Source organism: Romboutsia ilealis, from assembly GCF_900015215.1.
In the GTDB taxonomy this organism is placed as follows: domain Bacteria; phylum Bacillota; class Clostridia; order Peptostreptococcales; family Peptostreptococcaceae; genus Romboutsia; species Romboutsia ilealis.
Window position 1 is genome coordinate 1,643,145 of record NZ_LN555523.1, and the last position, 22,782, is coordinate 1,665,926.

The following is a 22,782-nucleotide window of genomic DNA, read 5'->3' on the forward strand; positions in this document are numbered from 1 at the left end:
CTATTTTAAAATTCGCTTCGCTCATGTCGCCAACGATATATCCTTGCTACCACTACGGATACATCCGTTGCTCAAAATGTCATTTTTTTATTTTATAATTTCCTTATAAATAAAATAATATTTTCATTAATATAGCAAAGGATAATTTTCCTTTGCTATATTAATCTTTAAAGTTATCACTTTAAGTTTATTATTTAAATTATTTATTTAGTTAAAATTTAAAATAATTTTAGTATATCTTTATATGTTACAAATAACATAAATCCCATTAAGACCATAAATCCTGCTGTATGTATCATAGCTTCTTTATTTGGATCTAATTTCTTTCCTCTTATAGCTTCTATGCCTAATATTAGTAATCTTCCACCATCAAGTGCTGGTATAGGAAGTAAGTTTAATATTCCTAGGTTTAAACTTATTACTGCTGCTATATATATAAGGTTAATAATACCCATTTTAGCTGCATCTGAAACTATTCCTATAACTCCAACAGGTCCTGATACTGAGTTTTCAAATCCTCCTGGTATAGTGCCTGTAAATAGTTGAACAACAAATGTTAACATTTGCTTAATCATATCCCAAGTCATTATAAATGCTTTTGGTATTGATTTTAGTATGCTTTTTTCGTAAACAGGTGTTATACCTATAACATATTTTCCTTCTTCATTTTTTTCTGGTGTTATAGAAAAATCTTTAGTAGTGTTGTCTCTTTCTATTTTTATATTTATTGGCTGTGAAGTTTCTTTTGCTAAGTTATCAACTATATCTTGCCAATTTGAAATTTTTGCTCCATTTATTTCAATTATTTTATCGTTAACTTCAAGTCCTGCTTCTATTGCAGGTGAATTTTCTAATACTTTTCCTAATACATTACTATCACTTGGACTTCCCAGGTATGCAAATACTGGTATAAAAAGTAATACTGTTAGTATTATATTAAAGAATGGACCTGCAAATATTATGCTTGCTCTTTGAAGAAGTGTCTTTTTTCCAAAAGCACGAGGATCATTTGATTCTCCATCTTCACCTTCCATACTTACATAACCTCCAAGAGGTAAAAGTCTTATAGAGTATTTTGTTTCACCTTTTTGAGTGGTATATATTTTAGGACCCATACCTATTGCAAATTCGTGGATTCTTACACCTGCTTTTTTTGCAAATAGGAAATGTCCTAGTTCGTGTATAAATACTATTATTCCAAATAGTATTATTGCTGCTATTATAGTCAATATTGTAACCTCCTTTATTGTATTAAGCTTTTAACATATTCTCTAGTCCATCTGTCAACTTCTAGTATTTCTTCTAGAGTTGGATTTTCTATACTATCATGTGCGTCTAGTGTTTCTTTTATGTATTTTGGTATATCGTAAAATCCTATTTTATCCTCTAAGAATGCTTCAACTAGTACTTCATTTGCACTGTTTAGTACTGCCGAATATGTGCCTCCCATTTTTAAAGTGTCATATGCAAGTTTTAAGCATGGGAATGTTTCTAAGTCTGGTTCTTCAAATGTTAATGTTGCTATTTTAGTTAGGTCTAATCTTTCAAAACTATTTTCAAGTCTTTCAGGATATGTAAGTGCATATTGTATAGGAAGTCTCATGTCTGGACATCCAAGTTGAGCTATTACTGAGCTATCGTTAAATTGAACCATTGAATGTATTATACTTTGTGGATGTACAACTACATCTATTTGATCAACTTCTACGTCAAATAGCCATTTAGCTTCTATTACTTCAAGTCCTTTGTTCATAAGTGTTGATGAGTCTATACTTATTTTTCTTCCCATTGACCAGTTAGGATGTTTTAATGCTTCATTTTTAGTTACATTTAATAGTTCTTCTTTTTTCTTTCCTCTAAATGGTCCGCCTGATGCAGTTAATATTATTTTTTCTATTTCTTTATAATTTTCTCCATTTAAAGATTGGAATATTGCACTGTGCTCACTGTCTACTGGAAGTATTTTAACACCATTTTTCTTTGCTTCACTCATTACAAGCTTTCCTGCACATACTAGTGTTTCTTTGTTTGCAAGTGCTATGTCTTTTTTGTGTTTTATTGCTTCTAGCGTTGGAACAAGACCTATCATTCCAACTATTGCTGTTAAAAGTACATCAATTTCAGGAAGTGATGATATAGTCTTTAGCCCTTCCATTCCACTTAGTACTTTTATATTAATATCACTTGGTATCATTGTTTTTAGTTTTTGTGCTGCATCTTCATTGTATACTGCTACGTATTTTGGTTTAAATTCTTTTATTTGTTCTAGTAATAATTCTACGCTGCTATTTGCAGATATTGCTATTACTTCAAATTTATCTTTATGTTCTCTTACAACATCTAGTGTTTGTTTTCCAATTGATCCTGTTGATCCCAGGATTGATATTTTCTTCATAATTGTTTCCTTTCTATATTATTAGTATCATACTTTATATATTATACCACTAAGTTAAACAAATTTATCCAGTTAAAAATAAATTTCATTTTAAATAATAACTTATATTACACAATATATTTAATTTGAATTTTAATTCAAATTCATAACCACTTTTTCTACGGCCATTGAATAAGTGTTTTTTTATTTTACTACATAAAAAAGATCCCTAAGGATTTATATTCATTCCCTTGGGATCTTACTGTTATTTACTAAAAAGTATAATTGCATAATATACAAATGGTGCAACTAAAATTACACTGTCAAATCGATCTAATACTCCACCATGACCTGGTATTAATTTGCCATAGTCTTTTATACCTACATATCTTTTTATAGATGATGCAAATAAATCCCCAAATTGAGCTACTATGCTTCCTATACTTCCTATTATTACCATAGCAGTCATATCTAAATTAAATAAATATCCAAATATAATACAACCTACAGTACTTCCTACAATTCCACCTATACTTCCTTCTACAGTCTTTTTAGGGCTTACCTTTGGTATAAGCTTGTGTTTTCCAAATAAATATCCTGTAAAGTATGCAAATGTATCAGTAAGAAAGGCTACTATAAATATAGTCCATACATAAATCGAGCCTTTTTCAAAGCCGTTTAAAGTAAGAATTATAAAGTCTATAGATATAGCTACATAGAATATACTGAAAAATGTTATTGCAATATCAATTACATTATTTTTACATCTTAAAAGATAAGTTATAGAATACATGAATAATACAAATATGATTATGTAAGTATAGTCTATACTTAAATTAAGTATATTTTTTAGACCTATGTATGCTATAAATATGTAGCCTATATTTTCTATAGGGTGTATATTCTTTGCATTAAATGCTTTATAAAATTCTCTTAAAGCCATGGCAAGTATTGCTATTTCTGCTATATATAATGGTACCCCACCAATTAAAATGAATATAAATAACGGTACTAAAGCTAATGCGGCTATCACTCTTGTAAGCATATAATTGTTCTCCTTACTACTTACTTAGTCCACCAAATCTCCTGTCTCTATTTTGATATACATATATTGCCTTTTGAAGTTCTTTTCTGTTAAAGTCTGGCCAGTGTATATCAGTAAAGTAAAATTCAGAATAAGCAGCTTCCCACATTAAGAAGTTGCTAAGTCTTTGTTCTCCACTAGTTCTTATTATCAAGTCAGGGTCTGGTATAGACTTTGTATCTAAATAATTTTTTATAGTATTTTCATTTATTTCTTCTATATTTATTTTACCACATTTTGCATCATTTAATATATCTATTATGGCATTTTTTATATCATCTCTACTTCCATAGTTTAGAGCAAGGTTTAAATTAACTCCAGTATTATCTTTAGTTAATTCAAATGCACTATTTAACTGCTCTATACAATTTTTAGGAAGCTTTGATATATCACCTATTGCTGTAACTTTTACATTATTTTTATGTAATTCTTTAATTTCTTTGCTTAAATAAGTAGATAAAAGAGTCATCAGTGTATCTACTTCAAGCTTAGGTCTTTTCCAGTTTTCTGTTGAAAAAGCATATAAAGTTAAATGTTTTACTTCTAATCTTTGACACTCTTTTATTACTTCTCTTATTGCTTCTACCCCCGCTTTATGTCCTGCAGTTCTAGGAAGAAATCTAGATTTTGCCCATCTACCGTTTCCATCCATTATTATAGCTATATGAGTAGGCACTTTTTCTAAATTTATGTCATAACTGTTCATAGCTTTTGCCTCCAGTATAAAATTTGCTTAAATTAAAAGTTTCTGACCCCTATTTTAGGGAGTCAGAAAACTTAGTTGTTAGTAATTCTACACAATTATCTAATTCTGATATTTTTATAACTTTAGGAATAATAAGCTTATCCGTGTCTTTTTTACCTTGTATAGATTTTACAGTATATGTTATGTTTTTTTCTTTGAGATACTTTTCTACTTCTTCTAATTGAAGACCTAAAAGGTTATAATATTTGTTCAATATTATACCTCCATTATATCTTTTTCTTTAGCTATTGCAGTTTGTTCTACTTCTTTTATGAATTTATCAGTTATCTTTTGAACTTCATCTTGTGCTTTCTTTAATTCGTCTTCAGTTAATTCTCCGTCTTTTTCCATTTTCTTTAATGCATCATTTGCATCTCTTCTTTCGTTTCTAAGTCTTACTTTGAATTCTTCAGCAACCTTGTGAACTTTCTTAGCTAATTCTTTTCTTCTTTCTTCTGTTAAAGCAGGAACTGCTATTCTTATCACTTGACCGTCATTAGATGGGTTTAATCCTAAATCAGAATTTCTTATAGCTTTTTCTATGTCAGCCATAGAAGACTTGTCCCAAGGATTTATCATTAATGTTCTTGGTTCTGGAACTGATATAGCAGCCATTTGGTTTATTGGAGTTAATGATCCGTAGTAGTCAACTCTTACCTTATCTAACATTTGAGCGTTTGCTCTTCCTGCTCTTATAGTTGTATATTCATGCTTTAGAGCATCTATTGTTTTAGTCATCTTAGCTTCTAATTGCTTATGTACATCTAATTTCATAGTTTTTATCCTCCTATTATCTTATAATAATCTGTTGTACTAGTTATTTTACTAAATATATTGAAATTACTATATAAAGTTTTTGAACTATAAAAGTATAGTTTACTAGGCTATAGTGTTTTCAATAATCATATTTAACTAGCACAACGAGTTATAATAGTATTATATATCTTTATTTTACTTTATATAATACTTTTAATCTATATTAAAAATATATTTTACATTTTTTTATTTTAGTAATTCTCCTAGCGAAGATAAAAAATATATAAACCGAACCGACATTGTAGCTTGGAGGGAAGGTTATATATTTTTTATCGAGCGGCGTTTAATAAAATAATTAATATAAGTATTATCTTACTATTGTACCTATTTTTTCACCCATAACTGCTTTTATTATATTATCTGTAGATAATTCAAATACGTGTATAGGTATTTGGTTATCCATGCATAAAGATGTTGCAGTAGAGTCCATTACTTTTAATTCTCTTTGTAAAACTTCTAAATAAGTTAATTCATCAAATTTAACTGCATCAACATGTACCTTTGGATCTTTATCGTATACTGCATCAACATTTTTAGCAAGTAGTATAACTTCTGCTTCCATTTCAGCTGCTCTAAGCGATGCTGCTGTATCTGTTGAGAAATATGGATTTCCTGTTCCCGCACCAAATATAACTACTCTGTCTTTTTCTAAGTGTCTAACTGCTTTTCTTCTTATATATGGTTCTGCTATTTGTCTCATTTCTATAGCAGTTTGAACTCTTGTTTGAACATCTATGTTTTCAAGAGCATCTTGAAGTGCCATAGAGTTCATAACTGTTGCAAGCATTCCTATGTAGTCTGCTGTAGTTCTGTCCATACCTTCTGATGTTCTTCCTCTCCAGAAGTTTCCGCCACCAACAACTACTGATACTTCAACACCTATCTCTTGAATTTTCTTTATTGCAACTGCTATTTCATTTACAACGTCATTGTTTATTCCAAAACCTTTATCTCCTGCTAATGCCTCACCACTAAGTTTTAACAGTACTCTTTTATACATTGGTTTCATAAAAAGAAATCCTCCCTACATTCTTCCTAATATGTTTTTCAAAAAAAGAGAACACTTAAGTGTTCTCTTTTACAATTACTTAAGTTGCTTAGCAACTTCTTCTGCAAAGTTTTCTTCTTTCTTTTCTATACCTTCTCCAACTTCGAATCTAACAACTCTTCCTAAAGTTATGTCAGCTCCTACTTTCTTAGCAGTTTCTGCAACTAAAGCTTTTATTGTTAAATCTCCGTTCTTAACGAATGGTTGCTCTAATAAGCAAACTTCTTTTAATTGCTTTTCAAGTCTACCTTTTATCATTTTTTCAACTATATTAGCTGGCTTTCCTTCGTTTAAAGCTTGTTGAGTTAATATTTCAGTTTCATGAGCTATGTATTCTTGATCTACATCGTCTCTTGAAACGTACTTAGGATTCATAGCAGCAACTTGCATAGCTATATCTCTTCCCATAGCTATAACTTCTGCATCTTTAGCAGTTGTTATCATTTCAACTAAAACACCTATTTTACCACCACCGTGGATGTATCCAGCTACTTGACCTTCTGTAGCTATTTTAACAAATCTTCTTACGTCTAACTTTTCTCCTATTGTAGCTATTCTGTTGTTTAATACTTCAGATAAAGCTATTCCTTCGTTATGAGTTTCAGCTAATAATCCAGCTACGTCTTCTTTATCAGTAGCTAAAGCCATTAAAGCAGCATCCTTAACGAAAGTTTTGAAATCTTCGTTTTTAGCAACGAAGTCAGTTTCAGAGTTAACTTCTACCATAGAAGCAACTGTGTTATCTTCATTTATTTCTATAGCAACTAAACCTTCAGCAGCTATTCTATCAGCTTTCTTAGCAGCTTTAGATAATCCTTTTTCTCTTAATATATCTACAGCTCTTTCCATGTTTCCTTCAGCTTCTTGTAAAGCTTTCTTACAGTCCATCATTCCAGCGCCTGTAGATTCTCTTAATTCTTTAACCATTTGTGCAGTTATAGCCATTTTGAGTACCCTCCATATGTATATATTATTAATGGTAAGGGAGACCCTTACCATTAAATTGTTTTATTATTCTTGCTCAGCAGCTTCTACTTCTTCTTCAGCACCTTGTCTAGCTTCTATTATAGCGTTAGCCATAGCACCAGTTATTAACTTAACAGCTCTTATAGCGTCATCGTTTCCTGGTATAGCGTAGTCTAATTCTTCTGGATCACAGTTAGTATCAACTATACCAAATACAGGTATACCTAATCTGTGTGCTTCTTGTATTGCTATGTTTTCTTTTCTTGGGTCTACTACGAACATAGCTCCTGGTAATTCAGGCATATCCTTCATACCGTTTAAGTATTTTTCAAGCTTTTCTTTTTCAGCTCTTAATTTTATAACTTCTTTCTTAGGAAGAACTTCAAATACACCTTCGTTTTCCATTCTTTCTAATTCTCTTAATTTGTTTATTCTTGTTTGTATAGTTTTGTGGTTTGTTAACATTCCACCTAACCATCTTTCGTTAACGTAGAACATTCCACATCTTTCAGCTTCTTCTTTTATAGCTTCTTGAGCTTGTTTCTTAGTTCCTACGAATAAAACTGGCTTTCCAGTTTCAGCTACTTCTTTCATAGCTTTGTAAGCTTCTTCAGCTTTCTTAACTGTTTTTTGTAAGTCTATTATATATATTCCGTTTCTTTCTGTGAATATATATTGAGCCATCTTAGGGTTCCATCTTCTTGTTTGGTGTCCGAAGTGTACACCAGCTTCTAGTAATTGTTTCATTGATATTACTGACATTTTAGTCCTCCTTGGTTTTTATCCTCCGACATGGTCATCTCTCTGAAAAACCTCTTTCGTAGGCACCTTTCAAAGATCACATTGTCGTGCGTGATTATTTTGTTGTTATTTTCACCTTAGATAGTATATCATAAGGATTTTAAAATTACAATATATTTTATATCTTTTATTTTTATGCTTTTTTATCTAAATTATATACTTTTTTCTCGGACTTTAATCAGTAAATATCATTTTTATTTTAGTTATAAGTGATATATTATCTACATCATTAGCACTTATTATATCCACACTACCTATAACCTGTCCATCTTCTGTGAAATATTTTATCACACCTATTGTATCACCTTTTTTAACTGGATAAGTTAATTCTTTTAATGTTATTTGAGATTTTAAATTTTCAGTATTTTTTAATGTTGCATAAAGTTCATCTTCACTTTTTAATGTTACTTCTAATTCTTCTAATCCTTTTATATATTTTTTACCTATTAGCTGATCCTTTTTTATAACTTTTTTAGTAGTAAAGTTTTCTTTACCATATCTTAATATAGATAAGGATGCAGAAGTTCTTTTTTCTTTGTGATTAGCCCCAAGTACAACACCTATCATTCTGTGTTTTATTTCATTATCTTTATCTTTATCTACTACCATAGAAAAGGCTAAACAATAACCTGCATTTCCAGTATATCCAGTTTTTATACCATCAACAGCAGGAATAATACCAAGTAGTGCGTTTGTATTATTCTTTTGAAATCCTCTTTCTGGGTATGAATATGTTTGCATATCAGTTATTGCTATTACTTCTTTTTCATAATTATCAAACATGTACTTTCCAAGTTTTGCTATATCTCGTGCTGTTGATATATTTTCCTTTGGAAGAGCTTTAGGATTTTGAAGGTCATATATTGGAAGACCATTTGGGTTTACAAATGTTGTATTAGTCATCCCTAACTCTTTAGCTTTATCATTCATTCTTTGAACAAATGTATTTACATCTTTGCTAATATGCTTTGCTATTGCTATTGATGCATCATTTCCTGATACTATCATAAGACCTTTCATAAGTTCATAAAGAGGTACTTTTTCGCCTACTTTTAAATGGTAACTAGATCCTTTTACCTTTGCCATATCTTTATCTATGGTTATGATGTCATTTTTATTTACTTCTTTATTTTCTATTGCTTCTAAAGCTATTAAAAATGTCATCATTTTACTAAGACTAGCAAGTGGTCTTTTTGCATCTGGATCCTTTTCAAACATTACTCTATTTGTTGTTTGATCTATAAGTATTGATGATTTAGAGTATCTGTCTACTTTATTGTTATCATCACAATATATTAAAGTAGGTAGTGATAATATTAATGTAAAGGTTAATATTAGTAATTGCTTTAGTCTTTTTCTCAAAATGATCACCTTCTTGGATTAATAAGTATATCTTAATTTTTTCCTTTTTATATAAATAATATATCAGTAATTATTTGCTAACTATCTTATCATCCTTTTAATTATTACAGATGTCCATGCTGCACCTATTGTTATTCCAAAAAAAACTTCAAGGCTCACTAATATTTTACCAATTGTTGTCGTTACTATCATATCTCCATAACCTACCGTAGTAAATGTAACCATACTAAAGTACCAAAGGTCTATATATGTATTTAATATTTCAACTAATGAATATTGCTTTAATGTTTTTATACTTATTCCTATTAATTCATTGTTTAATGTTTTAATTCCAATAAACATATATAAAAGTGCAAATATACTTATTGTCAAAATACTTACTTTTAATATATTCCAAGGTCTTTCACCATAACCTACTGTGTATTTTGATAATGCATCAAAAAATTTAGATGATAAATAATCTCTGTAAGTTGGGTAATCTTCAACTTTTATAGTCTTAGATCCATAGGCTCTTTCTTTATAATAATAATATCCTATTCTTTCATGGTCTCCTATTTTATTAGCTTGATTTCTAGCTATTCTATAATTTATTTTACCGTTTATATAATGTTCTCTTTCATAGTCTACATCTAATAATATAAACTTTGTATACTCATCAAATTTTATCCCATCCAATCTTGGAAGATTATGCACTGAGTTTATAACTAAATTTTGCCCAGTAAATTCTACTCCCATAAATATTTTTTTATTAGAATGTTTTGGATTAAATATTACATTATTAAATATCACTGAGTATCTAAACTTACTATTTATAAATGTAGTAAAATCTAAAAAATTAGTTTGATTAAATATTACTTTACCTTTAAATGTGTAATTATTAAATAAAGCTTCTTTTATAAATATGGTTTCAGTAAAATTAAGTTCTTCATAACTATAATCTATAACGTCTTTTATATTAAAATTTTCTTCAAATACAAATCCGCTAAAATCATTTATTTTTTCTTCTTTTATTAACTTTATAACTGCTTTACTCTCTTCTATGGTTTTATGTTTTTTATGAAATATGCAATAGCCAGTTTCATCTGCATCATAGTTGCATATACATTTGTTATTTATATTTGATGACCATTTACACTTCATATTTTCCTCCAAATTAGTATGTATATATTTTAGTATTTTCACTTTTATTTTTTAAATGTAAGTAAAGATATTTTTTTATAGCAAAAACGTTAATTTAGATTTTTTAACGTTAGCCGCTCGAGTATAGTTTCACTCCAAACTAAAAAGTCATCGCCAACGATATATCCTTGTTTGCACTGCGGATACATCCGTTGCTTAAAAATATCGTTATAGTTTATGTCCTCATCTTTACTATATAATGAATTTGTCTAAATACTGGATATAATATATATGTAGAAATGATTAGAATAATTTATAATAGTGTGGTATTATAAATTAGTTATATAATTGTATTTAAAATATTTTAAATGAAAGGTAATAACTTATGAATTTTAAAGATTTAGGAATTAGTGAGAGCATTGTAAATGTTTTATCAAAAAACGGTATATCAACACCAACTCCTATACAAAAAGAAAGTATAAACATTGTAAAAAATGGTTGTGATATTATAGCTCAAGCACAAACGGGTACTGGTAAGACTTTAGCATTTTTACTTCCTCTATTTGAAAATATATCTATAGATAATAACAATATACAAGGACTTATTTTAACTCCTACAAGGGAACTTGCTATTCAAATTACTGAAGAAGCTATGAAGTTAAAAGAAGGTAAAGATATAAATATATTAGCAGCATATGGTGGAAAGGATATAGGAGCTCAGTTAAATAAACTAAAAAGAAATATTCATTTAGTTATAGCTACTCCAGGTAGACTTATAGACCATATAATGAGAGGTACTATTAATCTAAAAAACTTAAAGACTGTTGTATTTGATGAAGCAGATGAGATGCTTTTTATGGGCTTTAAAAACGATATAGAAACTATAATGAAAGATGTTCCTAAAAAGTCTCAAGTTTTATGCTTCTCAGCTACTATGGACTCAGCTGTTAAAAAACTTGCTTATAGATATATGAATGACCCTAGTGTTATATCTATAAAGTCTAAGGAAGTTACTTTAGATAATATTATTCAAGAGGTTGTTGAAACTACTGATAGAAATAAACAAGATGCACTTTGCAAATGTCTTGATAAAGATAATCCATTTTTATCTATAATATTCTGTAGAACTAAAGTTAGAGTTGACAAGCTTGAACAAGATTTAGCAAGACGTGGTTATAACTGTGCTAAAATTCACAGTGATGTAAAACAATCTAAACGTGAACGTATAATGAAATCTTTCAGAAATGCAGATATACAATATTTAATAGCAACTGATGTTGCTGCTCGCGGTATAGATGTTACAGGAGTTACTCATATATACAATTATGACATACCTGAAACTGTAGAATCTTATATCCACCGTATAGGTAGATGTGGTAGAGCTGGTGAAAAAGGATATACTTGCCTTTTCATAGATCCTAAAAATAAATCTATGCTAGAAGAAATCGAAAATACTATTAAATTTAACATACCAAAAAGACAACTTATTGACTAAGTTAGTATATAATATAAGTATCATCTAAGTTGTATGTAAATTTAAAATACTTATTACCAACATAAAGGGGGAATACTTTCTTAAATGGACAGGATATATGATATTTTATTATTAATTGCTACATTTATATGTGTAATAACTTTTAACAGATTTTCATCTACTAATGAAACAGTATTTATAATATTATCTGTTTTAGGTATTATACTTAGCATTTCGATGCTATTATTCAATAATAAAAAATATCTAAGTAAATCTAAAAAATAGAAAACATAAAGGAGCTATCTTCTAACTTAGATTAGCTCCTTTTTATATAATATTATATTTTTATATTGATAATTAAAATCTAATGATTATTTTAATAAAGGTATGTATCTAAAGTAATATCAAAGATATATCTTTGTTGAAATAATTAATGTAAATTTTTTATTTAATTATCCTAGTATTTGAATTTCTATAGTTCTTCTTCCCCAATTGTAACATTCTTTTTTACTATTCATAAATATATCTATCTTATTTCCTTTTATAGCTCCACCAGTATTATTTGCTATAAAAGTTCTTCCAAATGCAGGTATGTATACTTTAGTTCCATATGGTATAACTTTAGGATCAACAGCTATAGTTCCCCATACCGGCTTTTGACCTGTTGAAGTTGTTGAATATCCAGTATATGCAGTTGATACTACATTCATTGTACGAACCACGTTGTTATTATTTGAGTTACTTTGTGAAGTATTACTTGAGCTACTATTTCCGCTCACTTTTATATATTTCTTACTTGCCCATCCTTCTTTTCCGTTTAATTTTACTTTATACCAGCCATTACTTTCACCTAATATTGTTACACTTTTATTTTTATATAAACTCCCCATTGTACTATATTTAGTCGATGGACCTTTTCTTACGTTTAGTTTTGATGCTGTAACAATCCCTGTGCTATCAGCAAATATGTTAGTTACTCCTATTGAAAATATTACGGTCAATACTAACAAAAATTTAAGTATAGTTTTCTTTATCATAAAAACTCCTCCTTTAAAATTTTTATAGTAATTAATTTTCTATATTTGTTACTATTTTGTAATCTTTATATTCTAAATAGTAGTCGATTACAGTTTACTTGTAAAGTGTTTCCATTAAATTTATTACAAATCAGTTACAATAGGACGAGTTTAAATTAAAATTAAACCTTAATAATTATTCAAATTCTAATATTTAGAACTATTTTTTAATTTTTTAAATTTATACAAGCATAAAATTCGCTTCGCTTTAGCGGCGTATCGGCGAACCACTTCATATCACCAACGATATATCCTTGCTACCGCTGCAGATATATCCGTTACTTAAAATTTCACTTTCTACGTTTATAGAATACCTAAAACACCTACCATTCATAGTTTGTCTACATATTTTTTATAACATAATATCCTGATATCAGTACTTTTAATTGGCGTTTAAACTATTTAGCGAAGATGATGATATATAAGTCGAACCGACATTTGAGCATGGAGGGAGACTTATATATAATCATCGAGCGGACTATCCATAAAAATTTCTCCGAACTCAAAAAAGTGCCTCATATAAATGAGACACTTATAAATTACTTAGTTATTAATTTTAATTCAACCGGTATATAATCAGCTATCTTTTCTCCACTTAATACCTTATGAACTGCATTAACTGCAGTTTCACCTATTAGTAATGGTTGTTGTGCAACCGTCGCTGCCATTTTGCCTTGTTTAACCGCTTCTACTGCATCATCTGTTGCATCAAATCCAACTATCAATACATCTTTCATATTTGCTGCTTCTAATGCTTTTTGTGCACCTAGTGCCATTTCGTCATTTTGTGCAAATACTGCATCTATATCTCCTTTTGATTGAATTATATTTTCCATTACTGTAAGACCTTTAGTTCTATCAAAGTCTGCACTTTGCTTAGCTACTAAATTAAATCCGCTTTCTTTTATCCCCTCATCAAATCCTTGTCCTCTATCTCTAGTAGCTGAAGATCCTGCTGTCCCTTCTAGTTCTACTATGTTTCCTTCACTATTTAACTTTTCTATTAAAAACTTAGCAGCCATATCCCCACCTGCTACGTTATCAGAGGCTATATGAGATACTACTTCTCCACCATTTGCAACTCTATCTACAGTTATAACTGGTAAATCAGAGTTATTAGCTATCATTACGGATGCTATAGCTGAGTCTGAATCAACTGGATTTAAAAGTACTACATCAACATCTTTAACTGTTAAGTCTTCCATATTTGATACTTCTTTTGCAGGGTCATTTTGAGAATCTAAAACTACAACTTCGTATCCTAATTCCTTAGACCTTTTTTCTATTCCTGCCTTTAAATCTACAAAGAATGGATTATTTAATGTAGATACTATTAATCCTATTTTTTGTATACCATCATCTTTGCTACTACATCCAACCAATAAGCTTGCAGATAATATTGTTGTCATTATTATAGAAAGAAATTTCTTCATAATATTTCCTCCTACTTGTTTTTTCTATCTAAAAGTACAGCTATTAATATAACTACACCTTTTATCATCATTTGATAATAAGATGATACATCTAATAAGTTAAGTGCATTACTTAATACACCCATTATTAAAGCACCAACTATTGTATTACTTATTTTACCTTTACCACCAGTTAAACTAGTTCCTCCAAGTACAACTGCTGCTATTGCATCTAGTTCATAACTTTCACCAGCTGTTGGTTGTGCTGAGTATAATCTTGAAGTTATTATTATACCTGCAACTGCTGCTAATATACCACTTACTGTATATACTGCTATTTTTATTTTATCAGTATTAAGTCCTGATAATTTTGCTGCATCTTCATTTGATCCTAATGCATAAGTATGTCTACCCATTGTAGTGTTGTTAAGTACATAACCACAAACTAAAAATACTACTATCATAATTATTGCTGGTGTTGGTATTCCAAGTATTGTTCCTCCACCTATTTTTCCAAATGCTACTGCTAAATCTCCACTTCCAAGTGTTATAGGCTTACCATCTGTAAATACTAAAGTTAAACCTCTAAGTATTGTCATTGTTGCAAGTGTAGCTATAAATGGTTGAAGTTTACCTTTAGATATAACAAACCCATTTAAAAATCCTACAATTGCCCCTATAACTAAAGCTATTATTACTGCTATTATAATATTAGTTCCTGACACTAACATACTTGCACAAACTGCTCCACTTATAGCAAGTATTGAACCTACTGATAAATCTATTCCACCTGTTAATATTACAAATGTCATCCCAGCTGCTATTATAGCATTTACTGATGTTTGTCTTAAAACGTTAAATATATTTTTAGTAGTTAAAAATGATGGACTTAATATCGATACAACTACTATTAATAAAGCTAATGCTATTAAGCTTCTGTATTTATCTAAAATTTCTTTTTTATCTATTTGTTTCTTTTGTTTCATAGCTTGTGATGTCATGCTATTTTGCCTCCTTAGTTTCTACTGCACACTTTAATATGGCTTCTTGGCTTGCGTCTTTTATATCAAAACTTCCTGTAATTCTTCCTTGACTAAGTACTAATATTCTATCACTTAATCCTAATATTTCTGGCATTTCAGAAGATATCATTATGACTGCTTTCCCTTGAGATTTGAAATCATTTATTAAATCATATATTTCTTTTTTAGCACCAACATCAACCCCTCTAGTAGGTTCATCAAGAATTAGTACTTCTGGGTGTATCATTAATGCTTTTGCTATTGCTACCTTTTGTTGATTACCACCACTTAAATTTCTTATTAATTGATCTTTACTCGGTGTTTTTATGTTTATTCTTTCTATATAAGAATCAACTCTCTCATTTTCATGTTTTTTATCGATTATTAATCCTTTACTTATTCTGTTTAATGATGATAAAGTCATATTTTCTTTTACCGACAAATCAACTAATAATCCATCACCTTTTCTATCTTCACTAACATAAGCTATTCTATTTAATAATCCTTCTTGAGCACTTTTGTGATTTAATTCTTTTCCATTAAGAATTATTTTACCACTTTGCTTTTTAAAGTGACCATATATAGTTTTTGCAAGTTCACTTCTTCCTGCTCCCATAAGACCTGCTATACCAACTATTTCTCCAGCTTTAACTTCAAAGTTAATATCACTTATATATTCATTATTTAAGTTCTCAACTTTTAATATAGTTTTTCCTGGCTCAACTTCAAGTCTTGGAAACTGATCAGTAAGTTTTCTACCTACCATCATTTCTATCATCTTATCTTCATCTAAGTTAGCTAAATCTTCAGTTCCTACATATTTTCCGTCTCTTAAAACTGTTATGTAATCACATACTTCAAATATTTCCTTTAATCTATGTGATGTATATACTATAGCTTTCCCTTCTGATTTTAATTCTTCTATAACTTTGAATAAGCTTTGAGTCTCTTTTTCAGTAAGAGCATCTGTTGGCTCGTCCATTATTATTATTTTTGCATCTAAAGATAGAGCCTTTGCTATTTCAACCATTTGTTGTTCACCTAAGCTTAGGTTTTCAACTAATTCTCTTGAGCTTCTATTTACATTTAGTTTTTTAAGTAGCTTATCTCCTTCTTCATGAAGTTTGTTAAAATCTATTCTAAAACCTTTTTTAAACTCACGACCTAAGAATATATTCTCTCCTATACTTAAATCTTTAAGTAAGTTTAACTCTTGATGAATTATAGCTATACCTTTTTTAGTAGCATCTTTTGGACCTTTTATATCTTCTTCCACTCCGTTATAAAATATTTGTCCTCCATCTTTTTTATATACTCCACTTAATATTTTCATAAGTGTAGATTTTCCAGCTCCATTTTCTCCCATAAGAGCCATAACCTTTCCTTCATAAAGCTCTAAGTTAACTCCATCTAAAGCTTTAACTCCAGGAAACTCTTTTAATATGTTTGTCATTTTTAGGATTGGTGTCTTCATTAAAATACAACTCCTGATTTTAATATTATATTTGCATAAGGGCTGCATTCCCCAGTTCTTACTACTGCTTTACTGTCCTTAGTTAATTTCTTAAATTCTTCATGAGAAACTTTCGTTATCTTTATATCTTTAAATCTCTTTAAAATTTCTTCATATACTGCTGCATTTTTATCTTCTATTTCCTCGGCAATTACTACCTCTTCTACGCATAGTTCGTCTAAAACTACATCTAATGTCTGTATAAATGTAGGAACATTGTGAGTTAATGCTAAGTCTATTCTTTTAACATCATCTGGTATAGGCAATCCACAGTCTCCTATAGTTAAACTATCAGTATGTCCCATTTTAGATATTGTATATGATATTTCACTATTTATTACTTTAGTCTTTTTCATTTTACCTACCCCCTGAAATTTTTAACATCTTCTAATGTTGGTAATGAACTTTGTGCACCTTCTTTTAAAACTGAAAGAGCTCCTACTTTTGATGCAAAGTCCATTGCATCTTCTATACCTTTATCTTGAGATAATGCTACTGCTAACGCTCCAGTATAACTATCTCCTGCTGCAGTTGTATCTACTGCTTCAACTTTATATGCTTTTTTAAACATACTTTTCTCTTTATTTATGTATAAGCTTCCCTTAGAACCTAATGTTACTATAAGCTCTTTTACACCTTTTTCTATCATTATTTGTGCAGCTTTTTGTATATCTTCTTCAGTTTCTATACTTACTCCACTTATAATTTCAAGTTCTGTTTCATTAGGAGTTAATAAATCAACATTTTTTATTATTTCATCATCTAACTTAACAGCTGGTGCTGGATTTAATATTGTATACTTATTTAATTCTTTTGCTTTATTTAGTGCATACTTTATAGTGTTAAGTGGTGTTTCAAGTTGAAGTACTACGATATCACTATTTTCTATTGCTTTTATATTATTATCTATATCTTCTTCTTTAACTTCAAAATTAGCTCCTGGTGAAACTACTATAGAATTTTGAGCATTCTTATCTACAGTTATAAGTGCTACTCCAGTTGATCCTTTTGTAGTTTGTATATATGTAGTGTCTACTTTATCATTTTTTAATGAGTTTATTAAAGTTTGCCCAAATCCATCTTCCCCAACTTTACCTATCATAGATACATTTCCATTTAGTCTTGCCATAGCAACTGCTTGATTAGCACCCTTTCCGCCCGGTACTTCTTTAAAGTTACTCCCTATTATTGTTTGTCCTGGTTTTGGCATTGCATCTACATTAACTACTAAGTCCATATTTAAACTACCTATAACGCATATATTCTTCATAATAATCTCCTTATCTAAATGCCTTTTTATATTTATATTATTAAACTTCCATTTTACTCTTTTTATTCTTAATATTAATTAAAACACATTATTTTAAAATTAACTTTAAACAAGATTTTTAATTAATATTTTATTTCTTTATTTAGAGTATCACATTTATTTTTATAGTGCAACACATTATTTTATTTTTATACAATTTGCAACATTTTTTCTCTTTAAATATAAACTATTTATTATCAAACTTATGACTTATATATATATTTGTTTAAATATTATAATATCTTTAAGCGTAAAAATAGCACTAATAATTAGTGCTATTTAATCAATTATCATCTTTATTATATCCCCATTTTTTCTTTCCATATGAGCAATTTCCCCACTCAAATCATAATCAAAAGCTTTAATCAACACATCTAAAAGTTTTTGACTATCTATAATATCATCTGCTCCATAGAAAAAGTCAAATGTATTATTTTTAATCATTTTTTTAACAAATCCAACAGGTAGTTTTATATGTATTTTATCTCCAGTATGAGATAAAATTCTTATTCTTAATAATTTCTCATCTAATAATCTCATTAACTTTCCTCCTAAAATTAGTATATAAACGAGTCTATTTAGATAAATTATATTCAATAGACCTTACATTATATTCACAATAATTATTACTATATAGGTTATTTGTAAATGTAATTGCTTTATGTTAAAATAAACTACTAGATATCTATATAAGGAGACATAAAAATGTTTAATTATTTAAAATTTGCAACTTATCAAATATTTGGTTTTTCTTGTTCTATACCTAAACTCAACAAAATAAAGAAAAATCCAGATAACTTTACTAATAAAGAAATCTATGATTTTTTACATAAACAAGCTGAGAAGTCTTTAAAGTTAGTTAATATAAACCTTACTATAAAAGGAAAAGAAAATATACCAAATCAACCAGTCTTATTCATTTGCAATCATTCTAGTATGCTAGATAGTTTTATACTCTTTTCAAGTGTAGATAGACCTATCGGATGCGTCGTTGCTGATGAACCTGTTTGGAGGTCAATGCCTATAGTTAGTAGTTGGGCTAAGCTTACAAAATGTGTTTATATAAATAGACAAAATAATAAAGAAGGTATAAAAAGTATAAATGAGGCAGCTAATAATATACTTAAAGGTCAAAGTATGGCAGTCTTTCCTGAAGGAGATTTAACTTGGGTAAAAGATCCAGATGCAATTATATCTGAATTTAGAAGTGGTGCTCTAAAAATTGCATACAAAGCAAAATGTCCTATAGTTCCTTTTGTTATAAAAAACTCTAGATATACTTATGAAGGTTACCAACCTATAGGTAAGATAAATTCAAAGGACGTTGAAGTTGAGTTTTTACCTCCTATATATGACCATATAGAAAATCCAAAACTTAAAACTATAATTCTTGGTGAATCTATAAGAGATAAAATGATAGAGTCTATAAATAAATTTAATCAAAACAATTAACTTAACTTTATTAAGTTTGTACAACTAATTAAAAACTATTTAATTTCGTCCTATATAATAAAAAAGTGTCTTATAATTACGTATTATAAGACACTTTTTTATTATATTTTATCATTTTTATAAGTTGATATATTAGCCCCCTATTTCATACATTTGTCTAGAGGTATCACTTGATTTTTTCTCTATTAAGTTATGCTTTTCTGGTTTTTTAAGTATAATTTCTTTTAATACTTCTTTAAATATCATTGGCTTATTAAGATAGTATCTTATATCAGTTTCCTCATTTGAATGAATACATAATTTTATTTTTCCATCTGATGTAACTCTAATTCTGTTACACGTATTGCAAAATGAACAACTAATAGGAGTTATAATACCAATTCTGCCCTTTGCATAATTAGCTTGATATAATCTCGCTGTAGAACCTTTTTCATCTTCTATTTTATATAATCCATCAGTTTCATTTATAAACTTGGTTATATTAAAATATCCATTTTCATAAAGATACTTTCCTTCTCCAAGTGGCATAAGCTCTATAAATCTAACATCTATAGGATAATAATTTGCCATATCTATAAAATCATAAATTTCATCATCGTTGAATCTTTTTATAACAACACAGTTTATTTTTACTTTTATCCCTAGTTCTAAACATCTATTTATAGATTTTAACACATCCGTTAAATTTCCACCTCTTGTTATACTTTTATATTTATATGATTTAAGAGAATCTAAGCTAATATTAACACTTTTTAATCCACTTCTTTTTAAATCATAAGCTATTTCATTAAGCCCTATCCCATTTGTAGTTATCGATATATCATCTATATTACACTCATAATGTGTATACTTTATCAACTCTATAAGATGTGGATATAACAATGGCTCTCCACCTGTAAATCTAATTTTCTTTATTCCAATTTGTGCTAATCCACTTATTATAAATTTATAATCATTAAATGATAAAGTATCATTTATTAAATTATTTTCATATACTTTATCTTCTGGCATACAATAAACACACCTTAAATTACACTTATCTGTAAGAGATATTCTAGCATAATCTATATTTCTTCCATATTCATCTAACATTATGTCACCTACTTAATCTAATAAATTCTATCACTTTAAACTTATTACACTCTTACTAGTTTCTCTTTTTAATTTTTATTATCTTTTATCAAAATATAACGAACTATGCTATATTTATTATTTTTTAATATTAATTTAATTTTTTCTAGCTATACTATCTATTTCCCATATGCATCTTTTATCACTTAGCATAATTATTACAATTTTAAATATATCTCCCTTCAAAACGGCTTTTTATAACTTTTTTTGACTATATTAATAATTATATATTATTGCTTAATTCTCCTTCATTTTTTATTGTATACTTTATAAATATTAATATTTTTAATTTATATCTGACAATACTACGATTTACACATAACTATTATTATATAACAAATAACATACATCAAAAAAGGTATAAAAAAGTTTTTTTACACTTTTTATACCTTTTATTAAAATTATTTTAATTTCTTTAAAATTTTCATTCTCATCTAAGATAACTAAATCCCAAGACTTTCGTTTAAGCAAATTCATAAACTTACACCCAAATAAATATTAATTATATCCTAACATTCTATATATCCCCTGTAAATATTTTATATAGTCTAGTACATTATAAACATTTCTATCTTTTAAAACTATTTTTATTATTTGTATATCTTTTATAATAAAATAAGTGTCTCTTATAACTAAGAGACACTTTTATATTATATTACTTCTTCTGAAGATTTATTATCATTCCAGCACTCTACATTTTCTAATCCTTTTATATTAGAAGCATTAAATACTGGATTTTTAATTCCTGCTTTCTTTTGTCTAGTATAATCATCTAGTGCTGCAAATGCATATTTACCTAATAATGCTATAGCTATTAAGTTTATAACAGCCATAAGACCCATAAATAAATCTGCTAAATTCCAAACTATTTGAACCTTTGTAAGTGATCCAAATAAAACCATACCTACAACAATAACTCTAAATACATTTAATCCTATTTTACTTAAATTTACAAACTCCATATTAGATTGACCATAATAATAGTTACCTACTATAGAACTAAATGCAAACAAGAATATGCAAATTGCTATAAATATATTTCCCATAGAGCCTATATGTGCTGATAATGCAGCTTGCGTAAGCTCTATACCTGTTAACCCTGTTTCCATATATGTTGGATATAAAAGTATTATAAATGCTGTACAACTACATATAACGATAGTATCTGTAAATACTCCTAATGTTTGTATTAAACCTTGTTGTACTGGATGACTTACATCAGCTGTAGCTGCTGCGTTAGGCGCTGATCCCATACCTGCTTCATTAGAGAATAACCCTCTTTTTATACCAGTTATCATCATACCACCCATAGTACCCATAGCTATTTCCCTCATACCAAAAGCACTTTCAAATATTAATTTAAATACATCTGGAAGATAATTCAAGTTAGTAACTACTATAAATAATGCTACTAATATATAAAGTCCTGCAAATATAGGAACTATTACTTCAGAAACTTTAGCAATTCTATGTACTCCACCAAATATAACAGCTGCTGTAAAAACTCCAAGTACTATCCCTATAATCATTTTATCTAATCCAAATGCACTGTTAAATGCTGTAGCTACAGTATTAGCTTGAACTGCATTAAATATAAATCCAAAAGATATAGTTATTAATACTGCAAAAGTTGAACCTAACCATCTCTTATTTAATCCTTGTTCTATATAGTAAGCCGGGCCACCTCTAAATGAATCGCCATCCTTTACTTTATATATCTGAGCTAATGTACTTTCAACAAAACTTGATGCCGAACCAATTAAAGCTATAATCCACATCCAAAAGATAGCTCCAGGACCACCTTCTATAATTGCGATTGCTATCCCTGCTATATTCCCTGTTCCAACTCTTGATGCTGTACTCATACAAAATGCTTGGAATGAAGATACTTTACCTTCTTTTTTAGAATCTTTAGATGTTCCGTTACCTAATAATCTAAACATTTCCCCAAAATATCTAATCTGAACAAATTTAGTCCTAAAAGTAAAATAAAGTCCTAATGTTATTAACATTACTATTAATATATAAGACCATAAGAATTCATTCATATTGTTTATCAACTTAAATATTGCGTCCAT

At 28.6% G+C, this 22,782-nt stretch carries 23 protein-coding genes; 3 read left to right on the plus strand and 20 right to left on the minus strand.

Features of this window, described 5'->3' with window-relative positions:
• Positions 1-218 precede the first annotated feature (218 nt).
• From rseP to CRIB_RS07745, 11 genes are all read right to left on the minus strand, one after another.
• A complete protein-coding gene (rseP, locus tag CRIB_RS07695; RefSeq protein ID WP_180701806.1) occupies positions 219-1,229 on the minus strand; it encodes an RIP metalloprotease RseP in 1,011 nt (336 codons plus the stop codon).
• Between the two features lie 14 nt (positions 1,230-1,243).
• Positions 1,244-2,395 (minus strand): 1-deoxy-D-xylulose-5-phosphate reductoisomerase, encoded by a 1,152-nt coding sequence (locus CRIB_RS07700; RefSeq protein WP_180701807.1) that lies wholly within the window; start codon positions 2,393-2,395, stop codon positions 1,244-1,246.
• Positions 2,396-2,639: 244 nt separating this feature from the next.
• Positions 2,640-3,419: a phosphatidate cytidylyltransferase gene (locus CRIB_RS07705; protein WP_180701808.1), complete on the minus strand. Its 780-nt coding sequence runs from the start codon at positions 3,417-3,419 to the stop codon at positions 2,640-2,642.
• 16 nt (positions 3,420-3,435) lie between these two features.
• Positions 3,436-4,164, minus strand: a complete 729-nt coding sequence (locus CRIB_RS07710) for an isoprenyl transferase (protein ID WP_180701809.1) — start codon at positions 4,162-4,164, stop codon at positions 3,436-3,438.
• A 49-nt stretch (positions 4,165-4,213) separates the two neighbouring features.
• Positions 4,214-4,417 (minus strand): hypothetical protein, encoded by a 204-nt coding sequence (locus CRIB_RS07715; RefSeq protein WP_180701810.1) that lies wholly within the window; start codon positions 4,415-4,417, stop codon positions 4,214-4,216.
• Between the two features lie 2 nt (positions 4,418-4,419).
• Positions 4,420-4,977: a ribosome recycling factor gene (gene frr / locus CRIB_RS07720; RefSeq protein ID WP_180701811.1), complete on the minus strand. Its 558-nt coding sequence runs from the start codon at positions 4,975-4,977 to the stop codon at positions 4,420-4,422.
• 349 nt (positions 4,978-5,326) lie between these two features.
• A complete protein-coding gene (pyrH, locus tag CRIB_RS07725; protein ID WP_180701812.1) occupies positions 5,327-6,028 on the minus strand; it encodes a UMP kinase in 702 nt (233 codons plus the stop codon).
• A 75-nt stretch (positions 6,029-6,103) separates the two neighbouring features.
• On the minus strand, positions 6,104-7,012 hold the full coding sequence (tsf, locus tag CRIB_RS07730; RefSeq protein WP_180701813.1) for a translation elongation factor Ts: 909 nt from the start codon (positions 7,010-7,012) through the stop codon (positions 6,104-6,106).
• A 66-nt stretch (positions 7,013-7,078) separates the two neighbouring features.
• Entirely contained in the window at positions 7,079-7,795 is a 717-nt protein-coding gene (rpsB, locus tag CRIB_RS07735) for a 30S ribosomal protein S2 (protein WP_180701814.1), read from the minus strand.
• A gap of 213 nt (positions 7,796-8,008) precedes the next feature.
• On the minus strand, positions 8,009-9,196 hold the full coding sequence (locus CRIB_RS07740; RefSeq protein WP_180701815.1) for a D-alanyl-D-alanine carboxypeptidase family protein: 1,188 nt from the start codon (positions 9,194-9,196) through the stop codon (positions 8,009-8,011).
• Positions 9,197-9,277: 81 nt separating this feature from the next.
• The gene (locus CRIB_RS07745; protein ID WP_180701816.1) at positions 9,278-10,336 is read right to left on the minus strand and encodes a potassium channel family protein; all 1,059 of its coding nucleotides are present in this window, start codon (positions 10,334-10,336) and stop codon (positions 9,278-9,280) included.
• Positions 10,337-10,700: 364 nt separating this feature from the next.
• On the opposite strand from CRIB_RS07745, the gene CRIB_RS07750 reads away from it, so the two are divergent.
• Positions 10,701-11,810 carry a DEAD/DEAH box helicase gene (locus tag CRIB_RS07750; RefSeq protein WP_180701817.1) on the plus strand — a complete coding sequence of 370 codons (1,110 nt, stop codon included), beginning with the start codon at positions 10,701-10,703 and terminating at the stop codon, positions 11,808-11,810.
• Between the two features lie 84 nt (positions 11,811-11,894).
• A complete protein-coding gene (locus CRIB_RS07755) occupies positions 11,895-12,074 on the plus strand; it encodes a hypothetical protein (protein WP_180701818.1) in 180 nt (59 codons plus the stop codon).
• 167 nt (positions 12,075-12,241) lie between these two features.
• On the opposite strand, the gene CRIB_RS07760 is transcribed toward CRIB_RS07755, so the two are convergent.
• The 7 genes from CRIB_RS07760 to CRIB_RS07790 all read right to left on the minus strand — a co-directional run bounded on the left by CRIB_RS07760 (position 12,242) and on the right by CRIB_RS07790 (position 18,661).
• Positions 12,242-12,826 carry a 3D domain-containing protein gene (locus CRIB_RS07760; protein WP_180701819.1) on the minus strand — a complete coding sequence of 195 codons (585 nt, stop codon included), beginning with the start codon at positions 12,824-12,826 and terminating at the stop codon, positions 12,242-12,244.
• Between the two features lie 578 nt (positions 12,827-13,404).
• Complete coding sequence (rbsB, locus tag CRIB_RS07765; RefSeq protein WP_180701820.1) at positions 13,405-14,298, minus strand: ribose ABC transporter substrate-binding protein RbsB; 894 nt, start codon at positions 14,296-14,298, stop codon at positions 13,405-13,407.
• Between the two features lie 11 nt (positions 14,299-14,309).
• A complete protein-coding gene (rbsC, locus tag CRIB_RS07770) occupies positions 14,310-15,278 on the minus strand; it encodes a ribose ABC transporter permease (RefSeq protein ID WP_180701821.1) in 969 nt (322 codons plus the stop codon).
• A 1-nt stretch (position 15,279) separates the two neighbouring features.
• The gene (gene rbsA, locus CRIB_RS07775) at positions 15,280-16,773 is read right to left on the minus strand and encodes a ribose ABC transporter ATP-binding protein RbsA (RefSeq protein ID WP_180701822.1); all 1,494 of its coding nucleotides are present in this window, start codon (positions 16,771-16,773) and stop codon (positions 15,280-15,282) included.
• On the minus strand, positions 16,773-17,168 hold the full coding sequence (gene rbsD, locus CRIB_RS07780; protein ID WP_180701823.1) for a D-ribose pyranase: 396 nt from the start codon (positions 17,166-17,168) through the stop codon (positions 16,773-16,775). The genes rbsA and rbsD overlap by 1 nt, the downstream gene beginning before the upstream one ends.
• A gap of 5 nt (positions 17,169-17,173) precedes the next feature.
• Positions 17,174-18,082 carry a ribokinase gene (gene rbsK / locus CRIB_RS07785; protein ID WP_180701824.1) on the minus strand — a complete coding sequence of 303 codons (909 nt, stop codon included), beginning with the start codon at positions 18,080-18,082 and terminating at the stop codon, positions 17,174-17,176.
• 318 nt (positions 18,083-18,400) lie between these two features.
• Positions 18,401-18,661 (minus strand): hypothetical protein, encoded by a 261-nt coding sequence (locus CRIB_RS07790; protein WP_180701825.1) that lies wholly within the window; start codon positions 18,659-18,661, stop codon positions 18,401-18,403.
• A 165-nt stretch (positions 18,662-18,826) separates the two neighbouring features.
• Between CRIB_RS07790 and CRIB_RS07795 the strand changes: the two genes are divergently transcribed.
• Positions 18,827-19,573 carry a lysophospholipid acyltransferase family protein gene (locus CRIB_RS07795; protein WP_180701826.1) on the plus strand — a complete coding sequence of 249 codons (747 nt, stop codon included), beginning with the start codon at positions 18,827-18,829 and terminating at the stop codon, positions 19,571-19,573.
• A gap of 132 nt (positions 19,574-19,705) precedes the next feature.
• On the opposite strand, the gene moaA is transcribed toward CRIB_RS07795, so the two are convergent.
• Both moaA and CRIB_RS07805 read right to left on the minus strand, forming a co-directional pair.
• Positions 19,706-20,665 carry a GTP 3',8-cyclase MoaA gene (moaA, locus tag CRIB_RS07800; RefSeq protein ID WP_180701827.1) on the minus strand — a complete coding sequence of 320 codons (960 nt, stop codon included), beginning with the start codon at positions 20,663-20,665 and terminating at the stop codon, positions 19,706-19,708.
• A 689-nt stretch (positions 20,666-21,354) separates the two neighbouring features.
• Complete coding sequence (locus tag CRIB_RS07805; protein WP_180701828.1) at positions 21,355-22,782, minus strand: alanine/glycine:cation symporter family protein; 1,428 nt, start codon at positions 22,780-22,782, stop codon at positions 21,355-21,357.

Excerpts from the sequence above, each read along its gene's own strand:
- CRIB_RS07705 (WP_180701808.1), bottom strand. The coding sequence starts at position 3,419 with ATGCTTACAAGAGTGATAGCCGCATTAGCTTTAGTACCGTTATTTATA.
- CRIB_RS07745 (WP_180701816.1), bottom strand. The coding sequence starts at position 10,336 with ATGAAGTGTAAATGGTCATCAAATATAAATAACAAATGTATATGCAAC.
- rbsB (WP_180701820.1), bottom strand. The coding sequence starts at position 14,298 with ATGAAGAAATTTCTTTCTATAATAATGACAACAATATTATCTGCAAGC.
- CRIB_RS07710 (WP_180701809.1), bottom strand. The coding sequence starts at position 4,164 with ATGAACAGTTATGACATAAATTTAGAAAAAGTGCCTACTCATATAGCT.
- CRIB_RS07805 (WP_180701828.1), bottom strand. The coding sequence starts at position 22,782 with ATGGACGCAATATTTAAGTTGATAAACAATATGAATGAATTCTTATGG.
- CRIB_RS07750 (WP_180701817.1), top strand. The coding sequence starts at position 10,701 with ATGAATTTTAAAGATTTAGGAATTAGTGAGAGCATTGTAAATGTTTTA.
- CRIB_RS07795 (WP_180701826.1), top strand. The coding sequence starts at position 18,827 with ATGTTTAATTATTTAAAATTTGCAACTTATCAAATATTTGGTTTTTCT.
- CRIB_RS07700 (WP_180701807.1), bottom strand. The coding sequence starts at position 2,395 with ATGAAGAAAATATCAATCCTGGGATCAACAGGATCAATTGGAAAACAA.
- rbsC (WP_180701821.1), bottom strand. The coding sequence starts at position 15,278 with ATGACATCACAAGCTATGAAACAAAAGAAACAAATAGATAAAAAAGAA.
- CRIB_RS07790 (WP_180701825.1), bottom strand. The coding sequence starts at position 18,661 with ATGAGATTATTAGATGAGAAATTATTAAGAATAAGAATTTTATCTCAT.
- moaA (WP_180701827.1), bottom strand. The coding sequence starts at position 20,665 with ATGTTAGATGAATATGGAAGAAATATAGATTATGCTAGAATATCTCTT.
- pyrH (WP_180701812.1), bottom strand. The coding sequence starts at position 6,028 with ATGAAACCAATGTATAAAAGAGTACTGTTAAAACTTAGTGGTGAGGCA.
- tsf (WP_180701813.1), bottom strand. The coding sequence starts at position 7,012 with ATGGCTATAACTGCACAAATGGTTAAAGAATTAAGAGAATCTACAGGC.
- rpsB (WP_180701814.1), bottom strand. The coding sequence starts at position 7,795 with ATGTCAGTAATATCAATGAAACAATTACTAGAAGCTGGTGTACACTTC.
- rbsK (WP_180701824.1), bottom strand. The coding sequence starts at position 18,082 with ATGAAGAATATATGCGTTATAGGTAGTTTAAATATGGACTTAGTAGTT.
- rbsA (WP_180701822.1), bottom strand. The coding sequence starts at position 16,773 with ATGAAGACACCAATCCTAAAAATGACAAACATATTAAAAGAGTTTCCT.
- rbsD (WP_180701823.1), bottom strand. The coding sequence starts at position 17,168 with ATGAAAAAGACTAAAGTAATAAATAGTGAAATATCATATACAATATCT.
- CRIB_RS07760 (WP_180701819.1), bottom strand. The coding sequence starts at position 12,826 with ATGATAAAGAAAACTATACTTAAATTTTTGTTAGTATTGACCGTAATA.
- CRIB_RS07755 (WP_180701818.1), top strand. The coding sequence starts at position 11,895 with ATGGACAGGATATATGATATTTTATTATTAATTGCTACATTTATATGT.
- frr (WP_180701811.1), bottom strand. The coding sequence starts at position 4,977 with ATGAAATTAGATGTACATAAGCAATTAGAAGCTAAGATGACTAAAACA.